Raw genomic sequence first — 17,736 nt, forward strand, 5'->3', positions numbered from 1 at the left:
CCTACCCTCCGGTCTTTTCTTGCGGTTCCTCTAGACCGTTCTCCGGCGTTTCCGCCAGCGCCGCATTCAGTTCCGCGCCGATAACCACCCCGAACCCGATCAGGAAGAAGAAGATAAGCGCCACCATCACCCCCGCAAGGCTGCCATAGGTGAGCCCATAGCCGCCGAACACGCCGATCACATGCGGCAGCGCGGCGGTGCACCCCATCCACCAGATCGTCACGAACAACGGCCCCGGCCATTTCGGGCATTTCGATTGGCGGTAGCGCGAGGGCGTCAGCGTGTAGAACAGGATGTAAAGCGCCCCGTAGAGCGCGATGGCGGGGGCGATCTTGGTCACCGACACGATCCGCGCGGCATCCGACGCGAAGGGCAGCACGCGCCAGATGAACTGCTCGGCGCCGATCAGCAGCACCTGGAAGCTGAACGCCATCATCGCCAGGATCACCGATCCGATCACCATCCCGATCGCACCGAGCTTCAATCGCCAGAAGGGCGTGCCCGATTGGACGCCATAGGCCTGGCGCAAGATCGCGCGCACCGTCTCGATGAAGCCGGAGGTGGTCCAGAGCCCGACCAGCGCGCCGAGCCACAGCAGCGAGCCCGAGCGCGCGTCGAGCACTTCGAGAATGGCGGGGCGAAGCAGCGCGCCGACCTCGGGCGGCACGGTCTGCAGAAACGCCGCGACTGCCTGAAGCCCGTCCCCGGTGCGACCCACCAGCCGGGCGATCGCGGTGGCGACGATGAAGAAGGGGAAGAGCGTGACAAGGCTCAAATAGGCGAGGTTCCCGGCATGCGTGAAGCCATCGGTATAGGCGCCGACCACCACGCGCTTGACCACTTCGATCACCCGGTCGGTGATGCCGAGATCCGACAGATGCTTGTGGAACCCGCGGCGGCGGGCCTCAGGGGATTCGGGGGAGATCGGCTCGCTCACGCGGGATCAGACGCCCAGCCGGGCACGCGGGTTCCCCCCATTCTCCCAGTCGCTTACGAACTCGGCGAGCTTGGCGTCCGCGGCCGGAATCTCGATCATCAGCGTGACCAGCAGGTCGCCGCGGGCGGCCTTGCCGTGGAAGCCGCGGCCCTTGAGGCGCAGCGTCTTGCCCGAGCTCGATCCGGCGGGGACCTTGAGGTTGACCGCGCCCTCGGGCGTCGGCACGCGCACCGACGCGCCCTCGACCGCTTCCTTGAGCGTCACCGGGAGATCGAGGCGGATGTTGTCGCCGTCGCGGCTGTAGAAACGGTGCGGCTCGATATCGATCGTCACGATCGCGTCGCCATTGCCGCCGGGGCCGGGGTCGCCCTTGCCAGAGAGCCGCATCTGCGTGCCGGTCTCGACTCCCTTGGGCAGCTTCAAGTCGATCGTGCCGCCCTCGCGCAGCTGGATACGCTGCGGCTTCAAGGCAGCGGCATCCTCGAACGGCACGCGCAGGCGATAGGCGACATTGGCGCCCTTGGCAGGCGGCGGACGCCGTCCGAACCCGCTCGAAAAGCCGCCGCCCTGCTGCCCGCCCATGCCGGCGCGCCCGCCGAAGAGGCCTTCGAGAATGTCCTCGAACCCGGTCTCGCCGCCGCCGCCGAAGTCGAACTGCGCGCCGCCCGGCCGGAAACCGCCCTGCGCGCGACCGCCGCCGCCGAAGCCCGCGCCGAAGGGGGAGGTGGGGTTGCCCTCGGCATCGATCTCGCCACGGTCGAAGCGCGCGCGCTTGTCCTTGTCCATCAACAGGTCATAGGCCTGCGTTACCGTGCTGAAGCGCTCGGCGGCCTTGGGGTTGTCCTTGTTGCGGTCGGGATGCAGCTCTTTCGCGAGCTTGCGATACGCCTTCTTGACCTCGTCCTCGCTGGCCCCGCGCGAGACTCCCAAGGTTGCGTAAGGATCGGCCACTTGTTTCCCCGAATTGATGTTCTGGCGTGTTAGCCCGCTACATCGGCCGCTGGCGCCGCGGTTGCAAGAGAAGCCGCATCGTCGAGCGGCTCGACATCCACCGAAACGTGCATGTTCTGCGCGCCATAGCCCAGGATGATGCCGTCGATCGGCGCGATGTCGGCATAGTCCCGCCCGATCGCGATGATGACGTGATCGTTCGCCATCCAGATGCCGTTGGTGGGATCGAACCCGACCCAGCCGCGCTCCGGCCCGCACCACAGCAGCACCCATGCGTGCGTCGCGTCCGCGCCTACCAGCCGCGGCTTGCCCGGCGGGGGCAGCGTGCGGAGGTAACCCGAGGCATAGGCGGCGGGGAGCCCCGCGGCGCGCAGGCCCGAAATCATGATCTGCGCGAAATCCTGACAGACGCCGCCGCGTTTCACGAACGCCTCGTGCGGCGGGGTGTCGACCAGGGTCGCGGTGGGATCGAAGTCAAATTCGCGCTGGATGCGGCGGGCGAGGGCGATGCCGGCCTCGAGCGCGCCGCGACCGAGATCGAGGTCCTGCGCGCACCAGGCGGCGATCTCGGGATCCAGCGGGATCAGCGGCGAGGGGAACATATAGGCGGCGGGACTGGCCGGGCCCGCGTCGCGGCTGTCGCGGGCGAGAGCCGCGATCTGCGCTAGCGTTGGGTCGCCGGGCGCGGACTCGGGCACCGGGCGGTCAACGGTGATCCGGCAACGGCTCTCGATCGTCAGGCTGTTCGCCGCCTGCTCGACCACCAGCCGCACGACATTGGCGAGCCCCGCCTCGGCGCGCGCGGGCGCGGTGCGCCCGCCCGGCTCGACGCTGAGATCATAGTCGTGGAGCTGCTGGCCCGACCAGTGGATCGGCTTCAAGCGCAGGTTGCAGCGCGCGAACCCGACGGGCTCGGCATAGTCGAAACGCGTCACATGCCGGATCGAATAGAGCATCAGGCGAGAACAAGCCCGGCGGCGCGCAGCGGTTCCGAACCCTGCAGGAAATAGCGCCGCGCGATCGCGTCGGAGAGCGACGCCAGCCGGTTGCCAATCTCGGCGAGCTTGCCCTCGTCGAGCGCTGCCGCCTGGGTAATCGCGACGATCGCGGTAAGCTCGGCCGCCTGGGCCTGCTGCGGCTCGGCGAGGCCGTCGTCGGACAGCACCGGGAGCTTCGCGAGATGGTCGCAGATCGCCGCGACCTGATAGGCGATGCCGCGCGGATTGCCGGGATCGAGCGCGACGAGGTCGAGCACCGGCACCCGCGCGATGCCAGTGAGGTAGCGCTGACGGTAGCTGATCTGGCTGTCGGCGAGATCGAGCAGGGTCGAGAGATCGTCGCTCGTGGCGCCGGCATGGCCGAACGCACCGATCGCCCGGATCGCTCCCATCGCACGCTCGACCCGCCGGCCGAGATCGTGAAAGCGCCAGGCATCGGTCCGCCCGAGATGCTCGGCGCCGAGCCCGGCCAGCGCATAATAGCGCCGCTGGAGTGATCCCGCCCGGTCGAGTGCCCCGCCCTTCGTCGGAAATGGCGCGTCGAGCAGCTTGATCATGTCGGCCGACAGCCGGTCGCGGCTCACTGCGCCAATGCCGCGCGCTTGGCGGTTGATCGCGCGTACGCTGTACCAGCCGTCGGCCGCCTCCATCGCCATGCGCGAAAAATGGTTGAGATCGGCGCGGCGGAAGCTCGCCGGCGCGGGCGCCGCGCCCTTCTCCACCACCAGATCGACCAGCTGGCGCACCGTCTCGACCGAGAGCGCGGCGCCGGTGTCGGCGCTGATCGAATGGCCGAGCAGCGAACGGATCACGCCGAGCAGCGCCTCGCCGCGCTCGAGATAGCGGCCGAGCCAGAAGAGATTGTCGGCAACGCGGCTGGGCAGCGTGCCGGGATTGCGGCGCAACTGGGTGGTGTCGTCCGACGGCAGCAGCGTCACCGGGGTCACCGGATCAGGGCCATGGACGATGACGTCGGCCGACCAGCTGCCCTCGCCCATCACCGCGGCGCGCTCGTCGGCATGCTCGCCGATCTGCGCGAAGCCGCCGGGCAGCACGTGCCAGCCGCCATCGGCCCGCCGCGCCGCGAAGACGCGCAGCGTGAACGGCCGCGCAGCCAGGCCGCCCTCGCCCACCACCGGCATGGTCGAGAGGCGCACCACCTCGCGCCCGACATAGTCCTGCGGCCGCCGCTCGAAATCGGCGAGCAGCGCGGCGCGCTGCGCCCCGGGCATGTCGGAACCGAGCACCGCCGAGCCGTCGCCAAGCACATTGGTCGCCACGCCGAACGCCGGCGCGATCAGCATGTTGTCGAGATCGCCCGCGACCTCTTGCCGCTCACGCTCCTGCCCGCACCACCAGGTCGCGATGTTGGCGAGCTTCAATTGCTCGCCGGTCAGCCGGGTACACAGGCGCGGCAGGAAGGCGGCGAAGGCCGGCGCCTCGAGCATCCCGGCGCCCGGCGAGTTGGTCACCACCACCTCGTCCGCCGCCATCGCATCGATCAGCCCCGGCACGCCGATCCCCGAATGCGAATCGAAGGCGAGCGGGTCGATCATCCGCGGATCGACGCGATGCCACAGCGCATCGACGCGCTTGAGGCCCGCGATGGTGCGCAGATAGACGCGGTCGTCGAGCACGGCGAGGTCGCCACCCTCGACCAGCGGAAAGCCGAGATAGCGCGCGAGATGCGCCTGCTCGGCATAGCTGGGGTTGAACCGGCCCGGTGTGAGCAGTCCGATCCGCGGTTCGGCGCGACGGCAGCGCGCGGCGAGCCCCTCACGGAAGGCGGCGAAGAAGGGCGCGTGCCGCTCGATGTTGAGCCGGGTCTGCAGGCCGCCGAGCAGCCGCGACATGGCGAGCCGGTTCTCGAGCGCATAGCCCGCCCCGACGGGCGCACGGAGTTGGTCGGACAGCACGCGCCATTCGCCCGACGGCCCGCGACATAGATCGACCGCGACGAAGTTCAGGTGATAGCCGCCCGGCGGCGCGAGGCCCGCCATCGGCCGCAGGAAATAAGGGCTGCCGGTAACCAGCGCGGCGGGGAGATAACCGCCCGACACCAGCTTCTGCTCGCCATAGCAATCGGCGAGCAGCGCTTCGAGCAGGTCGGCGCGCTGCGCGACACCGGTGGCGATCGTGTCCCATTCGCGCTTGGCGATCAGCAGCGGGATCGGTGAGAGCGGCCAGCGGCGCTCCTCAACCTCGCCCGCGATGCGGAAGCCGGTGCCGATATCCTCGGCGTGGCGCTGCGCCCGCTCGCGCGCGTTGACGAGATCGTCGCCCGAGCGACCGGCCAGTTCCTCGAACAGCGCATTCCATGCCGGATCGTCGAGCCCGGCAGCGTAGAGCATGTCGGTCGCGGGGGTCGCGGCGCGGTAGGCGGCCACCCAGCGCGCGGCGATGGTGGCCGCATCGAACAGGGATGTCGCCACTACGCTCGCCAAATTCACCAACCCCTTCCGCCGCGCCTTGTGACCCCATTGATATGGCGGTGCAACAAAGATCACCTTCTGAGGTCAGATGTCGGGCAGCATCTGATCGGCTTGTCCCCAGCCCTTGAGCGCGCGCCCATTGGCGCGCTCGATCAGCTCGGCCGCGTCCTTCACGCTGAAGCGTTGCGGCGTCTCGAGGTCGCGCAGCTCGCTCCAGCTGATCGGTGCCGACACGGGCGCGCCCGGCCGCGCCCGTGCGACATAGGGCAGCACGGCCGTAGAACCGCGCTGGTTGCGCAGATAATCAAGGAAGATCTTGCCCTTGCGGTTAGCTTTCTTGAGGTTGGCGGTGAAGCGGTCAGGCTCGGCCTCCGCCAGCGCGCGCGCGAAGCGCTCGGCGAACGACCTGACCGCCGGCCACTCCGCTTCGGGACGCAGCGGCACGACGACATGGAGCCCCTTGCCGCCCGACAGCATCGGCCAGGTGGTGAGGCCGATATCGGCGAGATGCCGCTTGAGGTCGTCGGCCGCCTTCTTCACCTCCTCGAAATCGAGCCCCTCGTCGGGATCGAGATCGAACACCATCCGGTCGGGCTTCTCGACGTCGGCGACCAGGCTGCCCCAGCCGTGGAACTCGATCGTGCCCATCTGCACACAGGTGAGCAGCCCCGCTTCATCCTCGACATAGAGATAGGGTTCGACCGACCCGTCCTTCTCCTTGATGTCGATATGATGGACATGCTCGCCGAAGCTGCCCGCATCGTGCTTCTGAAAGAAGCAATGCTTGGCGCGGCCCTGCGGGCAGCGCACCAGGCTGATCGGGCGGCTGGCGAGCCAGGGGAGCAGCACCGGCGCCACCTCGGCATAGAAATCGGCGAGGTCGCCCTTGGTGATCTTGGCGTCGGGGAAGATCACCCGGTCGCGATTGCTGATCCTGACGTCGATTTCGGGTGCCTTGGGCATGGTTGCCACCTCCTCGGTCTCGACCTCGCCCGCCGGCTTATCCTCGCGCAGGCCGAGGAAGCTGGCGTGGCGCACGACATTCTCGGCAGTGAATTCGGCAAAGGCGACCTCCGCGACCAGCTTGGGCGTCACCCAATGTGCACCGCGTGCCGCCTCGCGCGGGACGTCGATCGCGGCCGATTTGCGGGCGAGGCGGTCGAGCTGGTCGCGCAACGCATGGCTGGTCTCGGTATTGAAGCCGGTACCGACCTTGCCCGCGTAGCGCAGTTTGCCGTCCTCGTTCACTCCGAGCAGCAGCGCGCGGAAACCGCGGCCCTTGGCGCTGCTTTCGGTCCAGCCGACGATCACGAATTCCTGCCGCCGCGTGCATTTGGTCTTGAGCCAGGCCTTAGTCCGTCGGCCGCGATAGGGCGCGTCCGCGCGCTTCGAGACAACGCCTTCGTGGCTGGCGCCGCACATCGCTTCGAACAGTTTCTCGCCCGCGCCGATGACATGCTCGGAAAAGAGGATGCGTTCATCCGCGCCGGCGATGAGCGCGCGCAGCCGTTCCTTGCGCTGCGCCTGGGGCAGCTTGGCGATATCCTCGCCGTCGAGCGCGAGCAGATCGAAGGCGAAATAGGTGAGCCCCTCGCCGCCATTCGAGATCGCGTCCTGCAGCGTCGAGAAGTCGGTCTTGCCGTCCTTGAACGCGACGACCTCGCCGTCGATCAGCGCCGAGCCGGCGGGAATCGTGCGCGCGGCCAGCGCGATGCCGGGGAATTTGGCGGTCCAGTCGAGCCCGGTGCGCGTATAGAGTTTGGGTCCGCCCTTCCCGATCGCGATCAGCGTGCGGTAGCCGTCATATTTCATCTCGTGCAGCCAGCCATTGCCGGCGGGCACGCTGTCCACCAGCGTCGCGAGCTGGGGTGGCTGGAATTTGGGCAATGCGCCCGCGCGCTTCGGGGCAGTGCGGGTAGGCTTGGCGGGTCCGGTCTTCGCCTTGGCCTTCTTGCCCTCGGCGATCTCCTGCATCGTCCGGCCGGTCTTGACGCTGGTGAGGCCGGTCTCGACCAGGGCATCGGTCGCCCCCGCCGCATCGTCGTCGATCTTGCGCAGCAGCCAGTTCTCGCGCTTCTCCTTGCCGCGCGGGGGCAGCCGGACCAGCAGCCATTCGCCGTTCATCCGCTCGCCGCGGAGCATGAAGTGGAGATGGCCCTTCTCCAGATCCTTGGCGCTCTTGCCCGCAATCGGCGCCCATTCGCCCTCGTCCCACAGCATCACCGTGCCGCCGCCATATTCGCCCTTGGGGATGGTCCCCTCGAAGCTGGCATAGGACATGGGATGATCCTCGGTGCGCACCGCGAGCCGCTTCTCGTCGGGATCGAGGCTCGGCCCGCGCGTCACCGCCCAGCTCTTGAGCACGCCGTCCAGCTCGAGCCGGAAGTCCCAGTGCAGCCGGGTCGCGTCATGCTTCTGGACGATGAACTTGCGGCCCTTGCCGCGATCGAGCTCGCCCTTGGGCTCGGCGGTCTTCGAGAAGTCCCGCTTCGAATTATATTTGGCGAGCGGATCAGCCTTTGCAGCCATCGCCTCACGCCCGCTTGCGCGCGGGCGCCTTCCTGGCGGCCGGCTTCTTCGCGGCGCCCGGCTTCTCCAGGCTCTTCTTGAGCGCCGCCATCAGGTCGACGACGTTCGAGCCGCGCTTGTCGCCGCCTTCGTCCTTGTCCTCGATGATCAGGCGGTTGCTCTTCTGCTTGCGCTTGCGCTCGATCAGCTTCTCCAGCGCCTCGACATAGCGGTTGTGGAACTCCTTCGGATCGAATTTCGCCGCCTTCTTCTCGATCAGCGATTCGGCGAGGCCGAGCAACTCGGCGTCGGGCTCGATATCGGGGATGTCGCGGAAATAGCCCTGCGCCTTGTTGACCTCGTCGGCATAGCGCAGCGTCTCGAGCACCATGCCGCGCCCGCAGGGTTTCAGGCTCACCACATATTCGCGCCCGCGCATCGCGAGCTGCCCCAGCCCCACTTTCCGCGTACGTTTGAGGGCCTCGCGCAGCACCACGAACGCTTCCTCGGCCAGATCGTCGGCGGGCACCACGAAATAGGGCTTCTCGTAATAGAGCACATCGATCTCGTCGGCATCGACGAACTGGGTCAGCTCCAGCGTCTTCTTGGACTCGAGCTTGACCGCCTCGATCTCCTCCTGGTCGAGCAGGACATATTCGCCCTTCTCATACTCGAAGCCCTTCATGATCTCGTCGGTGTCGACCGGGCCGATGCCGGGCACGACCTTCTCGTACTTGATCCGCTTGCCCGAGGGTTCGTGGACTTGGTGGAACGCGATCTGCGCGCCCGACTTGGTCGCCGAATAGATCTCGACCGGGATCGAGACGAGCGCGAGGCGGATCTGCCCCTGCCAATAGGCGCGCGCGGCCATGTGCGTTGCTCCTCGTTGCGTGACCGATTCAAAGCGCGAGCGCGGGAGTCGTTCCGCACTTGGAGGATGACGGCGCGCGCGGCGCTGCTACAAACTCGCGATGACTCCGCAATTCGCTCCGCTCGACTGGCTGGTGGTCGGGCTCTACGTGCTGGTGTTGCTCGCCGGCGGCTGGCTGTTCTCGCGCTTCAAGGCGGATGACGCGCGGGATTACTTCCTGGCGGGCCGGACCGTTCCGGCCTGGCTCGCGGCGGTGTCGGTGCTCTCCGCGACGCAATCGGCGGCGACCTTCCTCGGTGCGCCCGATCAGGGCTATCGTGGCGATTACAGCTATCTCGGCGCCGTGGTCGCGCCGGTGCTGGCAGCATTCTTCGTCGCCTATGTGCTGATCCCGCGCTTCTACGCGATGCGGGCAACCACGGTGTACGAGCTGCTCGAGGCGCGGTTCGACGCGCGCGCCAAGCAATGGGCGGGGGGCATGTTCCTGGTTGGGCGGGTGCTCGCCGGCGGCGCGCGCGTCTATCTCGCCGCGATCGCGATCGCGATGGTCGCGTTCGGCAGCATCGATGCACAGGCGATCATTCTCTCCGCCGCCGCGGTGATGCTGGTGAGCTTCCTCTTCACCTTCCATGGCGGGCTCAAGTCGGTGATCTGGAACGATCTCATCCAGTTCGTCATCTATGCCGGCTCGGCGGTCGCGGTGCTAGTGTTCCTGCGGTTGTCGATCCCGGCGAGCAACGCCGAACTGATCGCGGCGCTGTCGAGCACGCCGGAAGGGGTGAACAAGCTGCGGCTGTTCGACTTCTCCACCGACCTGTCCAAGCCGTTCACGGTGCTGGCGATCTTCACCGGCCTGTTCCTGCTCAACATCGCCAATGCCGGGCTCGACCAGGATACGACGCAGCGGCTGCTCGCCAGCCCCGACGCGAAGACCGGCGCGCGCGGCCTGATCCTCTCGCAGCTCGCCAGCATCCCGCTGATCGCGATGTTCGTGACGATCGGGCTGCTGCTCTATGTCTTCTACAACCGCCCCGACCTGATCGGTGCGCAGAACCAGGCCGCGACCAGCTTCGCGGGCGAGAAGATCACGGTGTTCGTCCACTATATCCTGACCCAGGTGCCGCCAGGTCTGCGCGGGCTCGTCACGATCGGCGTGACGGCGGCGGCGGTCGCCACCACCAACTCGGCGCTCAACGCGATGTCTTCGGTGATGATCAGCGATTTCTACCGGCCGTGGCGCGAGCGGACGGGTGAGGCGAGTGCGAAACATTATGTGCATGCGGGGCGGTGGGGCATGGGGATCGTCGCGGCCGCGATGTTCGGCATGGCGGTGCTGAGCTTCTACTGGCAGCGCCACACCGACATGCCCTTGCTCGAATTCGCGCTGCAGGTGATGGTGTTCGCCTATGCCGGGCTGCTCGGCGTCTATTTCGTCGCGGTGTTCACGACCCGCGGCAGCAGCGCATCGGTGATCGCGGGACTCGCGGCGGGGTTCGTGACCGTGCTGCTGCTCCAGCCCTTCGTCCTCGGCCCCGCGGGCCTCGCCTTCCCCTATCAGCTGTGCATCGGCACCACGGTCGCGGCGTTCATCGCGGCGATCCCGCGCGGAAAGGGCGTGGCGGTCGCCAACGTCATCGCATAGGGTCGCCCCGAATCTGACCCGGAGTTGAGATGCTTACCAAGCTGCTTCGCCACGCCGCGCCGCTCGCCCTCCTGCTCAGCGCGCCAAACGCCTTGGCGCAGGACGCGGCACAAGCACCCGCGGCCAAGGACGCCGACCCGGCGCTGTGGGTGGTCAAGGACAAGGACACGACGATCTATCTGTTCGGCACCGTCCACATCCTGAAGCCGGGCCTGTCCTGGTTCGACGAAGCCGTGAAGAAGGCGTTTGACGCGAGCGGCGAGCTCGTGACCGAGATCGGCGGCACGCCTGATCCGGCCGCCGTTCAGCAAACGATCTTGAAACTGGGCTTCAACCCGACCGGCCCGACGCTCACCGAGCGTCTACCTGAGGAAAAGCGTGCCGAGTTCGTTAAAGCTGTAGCCGATCTCGGCTTGCCGCCAGCCAGCTTCGATCGTGTCGATCCGTGGGTCGCAAGTATTCAAATTATCGGGCTGTCGGCGATCCGGCTGGGCTACAACCCCCAAAGCGGCGTTGAGGCAGCTCTCAACAACGCGGCCAAGGCGGCGAACAAGCCTGTTTCGGGTCTTGAGACAGTGGACGAGCAGTTCGGTTTCTTCGATTCGCTGTCGGATGGCGACCAGATCAAACTGCTGGTTGAGACAATCGACAAGCTAGCCGAGACGGGACCCACGCTCGACGCGATGATCGCCGAATGGGGAGCGGGCGACGCCGAAAGGCTTGCCGCGCGGATGAACGAAGGCTTCAAGGCATCACCCGACCTCGCGAAGAAGCTGCTCGCAGACCGCAATGCCCGGTGGGCGGAATGGATCGACGAACGGCTCGACAAGCCGGGGGTGGTGTTCGTCGCTGTGGGCGCAGGGCATCTCGCGGGTCCCGAAAGCGTCCAAGCCTATCTGAAAACACGCAAGATCAAGACGAAGCGAATGAAATATTGATCGCCGCCGTGACCGGCCCTGTTCTAGGGACCGGTCACCGTCGGCGCATCAGCCCAATCGCCCCTGGGCAGCCGCGCGGGATCGAGCACCACGTGGCGGATGCGCTTGCGGTCCCAGGTATAGGTGATGTGCACGCGCCCGTCGCGTGCCTGGATGACCGCGGGATAGGCATAGCCCGCGCCCAGCGGCGCGCTCTCCAGCGTCAGCACCTTGCGCCAGGCGACGCCGTCGTCCGAGATCGCGACGTTGATCGGATAGCGCAAGCCCTTGCCCGCCCGCGCATGGCTGTGTGCGGTGTGGTTGTAGACGATCAGCTGCCGCCCGTCGGCAAGCGTGACCGCATCGGTCCCCGAATTGGGATTGGGCAGGTCGATCGCCGAGAGCGGCGACCAGCTCTTGCCCTGATCCTTCGACCAGCTCGCCGCCACCACGCCCTCGCGCGTCCGCGCCACCGCCTGAAGCTGCCCATCCTTGTTGAACAGGATGCTCGGCTGGATCGCATCGATGCCTTCGGGCGAAGCGACCGGCGGAGTCGCCTGCCAGCTCTTGCCGCCGTCGCTGCTGCGCTCGAAGTGCAGCGACCAGCGGTCGCCCTCCTGCTCGGTGCTCGACGGCGACAGCCAGCTGCCGTCGGCCAGCTCGACCGGCTTGTTCTTGATCGGACCGAGAATCCCGTCGGGCAGGCGCTGCGGCTTGCTCCACGTCCGGCCATCGTCGGTCGAGGTGATCACCATCCCCCACCATTCGCGCGGGCTCGGGCCGACCTTGTAGAACAAGGTCAGCGGGCCGTTCCTGGGCTGGAACAGCACCGGGTTCCAGGTCGGCAGCCGTGGGCGGCCGGGCTGGATGCCGTTGGCCACACTCACGGCCGGTTGCCAGGCGCCGTCCTGGTATCGCGCGACATAGATCTCGACGTCCGGATTGCGCTCCCGGGTGCCGCCGAACCAGGCCGTAAGGATCGTGCCCGCGCGCGTCTCGACGATCGTCGAGGCATGGACCTGAGGATAGGGCGCGGTTTCGAAGGTGAAGCCGGCGCTCAGGACCGGCGAGGCCGGCTGGGCGGCTTGCCGCGGCGCTGCGGCGGCGAGCAGGGGGGCAGCGAGGGCGAGCGCACACGCGGCGCGGAAAGCTTGGGCCATATAGTCATACTAATGGCGAAGCGCGCGGCGTCCAGCGCGTTTCAGAACAGCGCCGGCTGCCGTTCCGGGCGAACCACGCGCCCATGCCCGCGCCGCCGCTCCAGCTCGACCTGTGCGGTGTAGCGGATATCGGCGTCGCGATCCTGGAGGAAGCCGTCGAGCGAATCGTCGTCAATCTCGCTCCATTCCTTGCCGCGATCGGGGCCATAGCGGACGCGCGGCAGCAGGCCGGGGAGCTTCGACCATTCGATCAGCTGCGCGACGCTCGCTTCGTTGAGCATGTCGCGCAGATGATGCGCGGTCACATAGGCGTCGGGGAAAGCGCGGTGCGCGGGCAGGCCGCGTTCATGCTCCAACCCCTCGGGCATACGGAAATAGCGCAGCATCTGGTTCGAGAAGCCCGGGCTTCCCGGCCACAGCCGCATCGCGCATTTCCAGGTGCAGATCCAGTCGGCGCCACGGGTGAGCGCGGGCGTGCAGAACTGCTCCTCGAAGCTCGCGCGGTGCGCGGCGAGCGCGAGGCGGCGCGGCCAGGGATCGAGGATCGGCCGCGCGACATCGTGCCACCACGGCGCGTCGGCGACGTCCTGATCGCGGATATGGTGCACCGCCATGGTCAGCGGCGGAATCGGCCGGCCGGGATTGACCATGCGGTTGCCGCCTTCGCCCTGCAGCTCCCACCGCCCGTTCGCGCCGAGCGCGACATCCTGCCAGCCGATCTCGCACACGGCATGCGCCGGCGGCTTGTCGCCGGTGGTCTCGAGATCGATGACGCGGATGATCTGGGGCATTGCAGCCATGCCCGCCTAAGTGGGAGGTAGCGGCCCGAAAAGCGAGTCGAAACGGAGATCAGGCGGAAGGGATTTCGGCGGTGACGAAGGGCGAGAGCACCGTCCAGCCGAGCGCAGTGTAGAGCGCGCGGCCTTCGTCGGTAGCGACAAGCAGCTCGGTCGCTGCGCGATCCGCTCGGGTCTCATGCAACGCCGCCATCACGACGCGGCCCAATCCCCTGCGGCGATGGTTCGGCTCGGTGATGATCCGGTCGTAGACGAAGACTCCCCCGGCCTCGGCGGCGGTACCGCTCGCGGCAAGCGCGCCGTCCGGCGCCAGGATGGCGACGCGGCTGCCCCGCGCATCGCGATCGAACTGCAGCGTATAGCCCGCAGGCAGCGCGGACGCCGGCGGCGGGGTCTCCGGCCCCTGCATACAATAGCCCAGATCCTGCAGGCGCCAGCGCGGCGGAAGCGGTGCCAGCAGATCCGCGCCATTGCCGCACAGCTTGAGAAAATAGCCGGGCGCGTCGAGCGCGTGGCCGAGCTCTGTCAGTCCCGTGCAAGGCCGGGTGAAGGCCCAGCGGCAGATTTCGACTTCACCCCCGGTATCGACCCGGAATCCGTCATGATCCGCTACTGGCGCCGGCAGCCCGCGCGCGATCGACCGCGCCGCGAGCCAGCCGAACAATAGTGCGTCGTTCAATGCGCCGCTTGCGGTCCACGCTTGAGGCCGCTCGCCTCGAGCTGCGCGTCGATCTGCGCGAGCAGGCGGTCGAGCGCCTCCTGGCTCTTCGCTTCGGCGCGCGCGACCAGCACGTCCTGCGTGTTCGACGCGCGCAACAGCCACCAGCCGTCGGGCGTGTTGACGCGCGCGCCATCGGTGTCGTTGACGTCGGCGCCAGCCGCCTTCAATCGCGCCAGCACCTCGTCGATCACCGCGAACTTGCGGCTCTCATCGATCTGGAAGCGCATCTCCGGCGTGTTGACGAAGGCGGGCATGCTCCCGCGAATCTCGGTGAGCGACTTGCCGATCAGGTGCACCGCGTTGATCAGCTGCACCGCGGCATATTGCGCGTCGTCAAACCCGTAATAGTCCTGCGCGAAGAAGATGTGGCCGCTCATCTCGCCGGCGAGCGGCGCGTGCGTCTCCTTCATCTTGGTCTTCACGAGGCTGTGGCCGGTCTTCCACATTAGCGGCTGCCCACCGAGCTCCGCGACGCGGTCGAACAGCATCTGCGACGCCTTGACGTCGGCAATGATCGTCGCGCCGGGCTCCTTCCTGAGCACAGGTTCAGCCAGAATGGACAGAAGCTGATCGCCCCAGATCACGCGGCCTTCGCCGTCGATCGCGCCGATCCGGTCGCCGTCGCCGTCGAAGGCCAGTCCGAAATCGAGGTTCTTCTCGGCGACGAGCCGCCGCAGGTCCGCCAGATTCTTCTCTTCGGTGGGATCGGGGTGATGGTTCGGAAAATTACCGTCCACATCGGTGAACAGCGTGTGATGCTCACCCGGCAGGAGCTCGACCAGCTTCTCGATCACCGGGCCGGCGGCGCCATTGCCGGCATCCCAGCCGATCCGGAAGCTGCCACCCGCATAGCCCGCGAACAGGCGGCCGACATAATCGTCCAGGACATCGGCGTCGGAGACGCTTCCCGCGCCGTCCTCCCAGTCGCCCGCCGCGGCAAGCTGGCCGATCTCCTGAATGTCCTGGCCGAAAAACGGACGGTGCTGAAACACCATCTTGAAGCCGTTGTAATCGCCGGGATTGTGGCTGCCGGTTATCTGTATGCCGCCATCCACTTCTAGGATCGCCTCGGCATAATAGAGCATCGGCGTGGGACCCATGCCGGTGCGCACCACGTCGCAACCCGATGCGGTCAGCCCCTCGACCAGCGCGGCTTCCAGCTCCGGCGAGGAGATGCGCCCGTCACGGCCGACCGCGACGCGATGCCCGCCCGCGCGGCGCAGCAACGTCGCGAAACTGCGGCCGATCGCGCGCGCGTCGGCCGGCCCCAGCGTCTTTCCGACGATGCCGCGGATGTCATACTCGCGGAGCGAGGTCGGGTCGAAACGGTGCGTCATGATGCCTCCCGGAGGTTTCGGTAACCGCCCAATCCGCGAGCGGGACGGAAGTTTCAACCGTCCGATCTGCGAAGCAGCGTATCGCGTGCAGCATTCACCTGACGCGTCAGTTCGGGCGAGCCGCCGCGGTCGGGATGAACGCTGGCGATCAAGCGGCGGTGTGCGGCGCGGATCTCCTCGGGTCCGGCCTCCGCGCTGACGCCGAGCACCGCGCGCGCGTCCGCCTCGGGGCCGGCCGGCGCGGGCGGGATCGGGGCCGGCGTAGGCGTGCCGGGCATCGGCCGCCCCCAGCCGTGCCACATCCGCCAGCCGATCCAGCCGATCGCCAGCGCGACGAGGAGCTTCCAGATCATGGCCGCGTCACGCGAACATCGGCATGGTGCTGGCGGTTTCGGGCGTTTCGGGCAGCGCCAGCCCCGCCATCATCTCGCGCAGCTCCTGCCGCGCCGCGACATGCGCCAGCCCCATCTCACCGAACTCGCGCGCGTCGAGCATGGTCAGCCCCTTGGGGAACAGCTCGCGGTAGATCACGCGCTCGCTGAGTCCGGGGATGACGCGGAAGCCGACTCGCTTGGCGAGCTGATCGATCGCCTCGGACACGCGCTTCATGTTGCGCGCCTCGATATGCTGCATGCGGTTGCGCAGGACGACCCAGTCGATCGTCGCGCCATCGGCCTTGGCGCGGCGCTTGCGCGAATCCCAGATCAGCTCGGAATAGAAGCTCGGCTGAGTCACGCGGAACGTGTCCGGGTCGACATGGCCGATCAGGTCGAAATCGACGAAACTGTCGTTCATCGGCGTGACCAGCGTATCGGCGTTGGTGATCGCGATCCGCCCGAACTTGTCGTCGCGGCCCGGCGTGTCGACGATCAGGAAGTCCGATCCTTCGCTCAGCCGTTCGAGCGATTCGGAGAACAGCTCGTTGCTCTCGCCGTCATGCGTCTCGTAGCGCGGCATCGGCAGTTCGCGCCCAGTGCGCTTGATCGTGGCGAGGCGATTGTCGAGATAGCGGCCGAGCGTGCGCTGGCGATGGTCGAGATCAAGGCATGCGACGCGCGCGCCCCGCGCCGCCAGCGCGATCGCGGTGTGGACTGCCGTGGTGGACTTGCCGGTGCCGCCCTTCTCGTTGGCGAAGACGATGACATGCAACGGGTTCGACGCTTCGCCCACCAATTAACTTCCTTGATTGATCACCGGACCCACCCCCCATAGAAGGCCGCGCTTCCGTCCATATCCAAGGCCTCATGCGCGTGCAAACCGTCCGTCAGCTTCCCGACCTCCGCGATGCCATTTCGGGATTTCGAGCCGCCGGAGAGCGAATTGCGTTCGTGCCGACGATGGGCGCGCTCCACGCCGGGCACATGGCGCTGGTGGCCGAGGCGAAGCTCGCTGCGACTCGAGTCGTGGTGTCGATCTTCGTCAATCCCAAGCAGTTCGGCCCGAACGAGGATCTAGCGCAATATCCGCGCAAGGAGCAGGCCGATTCGCGGATGCTCGCCGAAGCGGGCGTGGACCTGCTGTGGCTGCCCCCGGTCGAGGTTATGTATCCCAAGGGGCATTCGACCAATGTCGCGGTCGCGGGCGTGAGCGAGCCGCTCGACGGCGCCGCGCGGCCCGGCCATTTCGACGGCGTCGCGACGGTCATTGCCAAGCTGTTCAACCAGGTGAAGCCCGACATCGCCTTGTTCGGCGAGAAGGATTTCCAGCAGCTTGCGGTGATCCGCCGCATGGTCGCCGATCTCGATTTCGACATCGAGGTGCGCGGCGTGCCGACTCAGCGCGACGATGACGGCCTCGCCCTGTCCTCGCGCAACGCCTATCTCGCGCCGGAGGACCGTGCCGCCGCGGTAGCGCTGCCCCGCGCGCTCGGAGTCGCGGCCAAGGCGATCGAGAAGGGCGACGATGCGGAAGGCGCGCTCGCTACCGCCCGTGCCTCGCTCGAAGCGGCGGGCTTCGACATCGATTATGTCGAACTGGTGGACGCCGAAACGCTGGGCGCCCCAGCCGCTGGAAGGCCCCGCCGCCTGCTCGCTGCTGCCCGGATCGGCGGCACGCGCCTCATCGACAACATCTCCGTCGAAGGCGCGTAAACAACATTAACGCTTTAGTTACCATGACTGCCCCACCCTGCGTCCCATGAGGATACAGAGCAAAAGTGGGGCAACGTCATGGGCAACAGTCTTAAGAGCGCACAGTTCCTGATCGACAGCCGGCTGGCCGACGCGGCGCGGGGAAACGCCGAAGCGGCCTATGAGCTCGGCATGGTCTATTCGAGCGGCGCGGCCGGCATCGATGTCGACCTGATCGAAGCGCACAAATGGTTCAACATCGCCGCTCTCAAGGGCGATGCCCACGCGCCGTACATGCGCGCGGAGATCGCCGAGGACATGACCGCGCGCGAGATCATCGAGGCGCAGAAGCAGGCACGCTCCTGGCTCCAGCTGACCACGCTGCGAGCGGCCTGA

At 67.4% G+C, this 17,736-nt stretch carries 16 protein-coding genes; 4 read left to right on the forward strand and 12 right to left on the reverse strand.

What is annotated here, in order from left to right; translation table 11 throughout:
- Position 1: 1 nt before the first annotated feature.
- The 6 genes from OK349_RS10610 to OK349_RS10635 all read right to left on the reverse strand — a co-directional run bounded on the left by OK349_RS10610 (position 2) and on the right by OK349_RS10635 (position 8,697).
- Complete coding sequence (locus OK349_RS10610) at positions 2-937, reverse strand: YihY/virulence factor BrkB family protein (RefSeq protein ID WP_265117778.1); 936 nt, start codon at positions 935-937, stop codon at positions 2-4.
- Positions 938-943: 6 nt separating this feature from the next.
- Positions 944-1,888 (reverse strand): DnaJ C-terminal domain-containing protein, encoded by a 945-nt coding sequence (locus tag OK349_RS10615; protein ID WP_265117779.1) that lies wholly within the window; start codon positions 1,886-1,888, stop codon positions 944-946.
- Positions 1,889-1,917: 29 nt separating this feature from the next.
- Positions 1,918-2,844, reverse strand: coding sequence for a transglutaminase family protein (locus OK349_RS10620; RefSeq protein ID WP_265117780.1), 927 nt, complete (start codon positions 2,842-2,844; stop codon positions 1,918-1,920).
- Positions 2,844-5,330, reverse strand: a complete 2,487-nt coding sequence (locus OK349_RS10625; RefSeq protein ID WP_372340571.1) for a circularly permuted type 2 ATP-grasp protein — start codon at positions 5,328-5,330, stop codon at positions 2,844-2,846. Before OK349_RS10625 ends, OK349_RS10620 begins: the two co-directional genes overlap by 1 nt.
- A gap of 72 nt (positions 5,331-5,402) precedes the next feature.
- Entirely contained in the window at positions 5,403-7,847 is a 2,445-nt protein-coding gene (ligD, locus tag OK349_RS10630) for a DNA ligase D (RefSeq protein WP_265117782.1), read from the reverse strand.
- Positions 7,848-7,851: 4 nt separating this feature from the next.
- Positions 7,852-8,697 carry a non-homologous end joining protein Ku gene (locus tag OK349_RS10635; RefSeq protein WP_265117783.1) on the reverse strand — a complete coding sequence of 282 codons (846 nt, stop codon included), beginning with the start codon at positions 8,695-8,697 and terminating at the stop codon, positions 7,852-7,854.
- A gap of 100 nt (positions 8,698-8,797) precedes the next feature.
- Between OK349_RS10635 and OK349_RS10640 the strand changes: the two genes are divergently transcribed.
- Both OK349_RS10640 and OK349_RS10645 read left to right on the forward strand, forming a co-directional pair.
- Positions 8,798-10,339: a sodium:solute symporter family transporter gene (locus OK349_RS10640; protein WP_265117784.1), complete on the forward strand. Its 1,542-nt coding sequence runs from the start codon at positions 8,798-8,800 to the stop codon at positions 10,337-10,339.
- 29 nt (positions 10,340-10,368) lie between these two features.
- On the forward strand, positions 10,369-11,277 hold the full coding sequence (locus OK349_RS10645) for a TraB/GumN family protein (protein WP_265117785.1): 909 nt from the start codon (positions 10,369-10,371) through the stop codon (positions 11,275-11,277).
- 23 nt (positions 11,278-11,300) lie between these two features.
- Here the strand turns inward: OK349_RS10645 and OK349_RS10650 are convergent, their stop codons facing one another.
- From OK349_RS10650 to OK349_RS10675, 6 genes are read right to left on the reverse strand one after another with little or no spacing between them, the layout of a single operon-like run.
- Positions 11,301-12,416 carry a sialidase family protein gene (locus tag OK349_RS10650; RefSeq protein ID WP_265117786.1) on the reverse strand — a complete coding sequence of 372 codons (1,116 nt, stop codon included), beginning with the start codon at positions 12,414-12,416 and terminating at the stop codon, positions 11,301-11,303.
- Positions 12,417-12,457: 41 nt separating this feature from the next.
- Positions 12,458-13,216, reverse strand: coding sequence for an exonuclease domain-containing protein (locus OK349_RS10655; protein WP_265117787.1), 759 nt, complete (start codon positions 13,214-13,216; stop codon positions 12,458-12,460).
- 49 nt (positions 13,217-13,265) lie between these two features.
- Complete coding sequence (locus tag OK349_RS10660; RefSeq protein WP_265117788.1) at positions 13,266-13,892, reverse strand: GNAT family N-acetyltransferase; 627 nt, start codon at positions 13,890-13,892, stop codon at positions 13,266-13,268.
- The gene (pgmG, locus tag OK349_RS10665; RefSeq protein WP_265117789.1) at positions 13,889-15,271 is read right to left on the reverse strand and encodes a phosphoglucomutase/phosphomannomutase PgmG; all 1,383 of its coding nucleotides are present in this window, start codon (positions 15,269-15,271) and stop codon (positions 13,889-13,891) included. The genes OK349_RS10660 and pgmG overlap by 4 nt, the downstream gene beginning before the upstream one ends.
- 53 nt (positions 15,272-15,324) lie before the next feature.
- Positions 15,325-15,624, reverse strand: a complete 300-nt coding sequence (locus tag OK349_RS10670; protein WP_372340550.1) for a J domain-containing protein — start codon at positions 15,622-15,624, stop codon at positions 15,325-15,327.
- A 7-nt stretch (positions 15,625-15,631) separates the two neighbouring features.
- On the reverse strand, positions 15,632-16,441 hold the full coding sequence (locus OK349_RS10675; RefSeq protein ID WP_265117790.1) for a division plane positioning ATPase MipZ: 810 nt from the start codon (positions 16,439-16,441) through the stop codon (positions 15,632-15,634).
- An 80-nt stretch (positions 16,442-16,521) separates the two neighbouring features.
- On the opposite strand from OK349_RS10675, the gene panC reads away from it, so the two are divergent.
- Together panC and OK349_RS10685 are read left to right on the forward strand one after the other, a co-directional pair.
- Positions 16,522-17,361 (forward strand): pantoate--beta-alanine ligase, encoded by an 840-nt coding sequence (gene panC / locus OK349_RS10680; protein WP_265118582.1) that lies wholly within the window; start codon positions 16,522-16,524, stop codon positions 17,359-17,361.
- Between the two features lie 78 nt (positions 17,362-17,439).
- Positions 17,440-17,736 (forward strand): SEL1-like repeat protein, encoded by a 297-nt coding sequence (locus tag OK349_RS10685; RefSeq protein WP_265117791.1) that lies wholly within the window; start codon positions 17,440-17,442, stop codon positions 17,734-17,736.

Origin of the sequence: Sphingomonas sp. BT-65 (genome assembly GCF_026107375.2) — a bacterium.
Taxonomy (GTDB): domain Bacteria; phylum Pseudomonadota; class Alphaproteobacteria; order Sphingomonadales; family Sphingomonadaceae; genus Sphingomonas.

Bases quoted from the DNA above. Each gene is read 5' to 3' on its own strand.
- OK349_RS10620 (WP_265117780.1), bottom strand. From the start codon at position 2,844: ATGCTCTATTCGATCCGGCATGTGACGCGTTTCGACTATGCCGAGCCC.
- ligD (WP_265117782.1), bottom strand. From the start codon at position 7,847: ATGGCTGCAAAGGCTGATCCGCTCGCCAAATATAATTCGAAGCGGGAC.
- OK349_RS10635 (WP_265117783.1), bottom strand. From the start codon at position 8,697: ATGGCCGCGCGCGCCTATTGGCAGGGGCAGATCCGCCTCGCGCTCGTC.
- OK349_RS10640 (WP_265117784.1), top strand. From the start codon at position 8,798: ATGACTCCGCAATTCGCTCCGCTCGACTGGCTGGTGGTCGGGCTCTAC.
- OK349_RS10645 (WP_265117785.1), top strand. From the start codon at position 10,369: ATGCTTACCAAGCTGCTTCGCCACGCCGCGCCGCTCGCCCTCCTGCTC.
- OK349_RS10650 (WP_265117786.1), bottom strand. From the start codon at position 12,416: ATGGCCCAAGCTTTCCGCGCCGCGTGTGCGCTCGCCCTCGCTGCCCCC.
- OK349_RS10655 (WP_265117787.1), bottom strand. From the start codon at position 13,216: ATGGCTGCAATGCCCCAGATCATCCGCGTCATCGATCTCGAGACCACC.
- pgmG (WP_265117789.1), bottom strand. From the start codon at position 15,271: ATGACGCACCGTTTCGACCCGACCTCGCTCCGCGAGTATGACATCCGC.
- OK349_RS10670 (WP_372340550.1), bottom strand. From the start codon at position 15,624: ATGATCTGGAAGCTCCTCGTCGCGCTGGCGATCGGCTGGATCGGCTGG.
- OK349_RS10685 (WP_265117791.1), top strand. From the start codon at position 17,440: ATGGGCAACAGTCTTAAGAGCGCACAGTTCCTGATCGACAGCCGGCTG.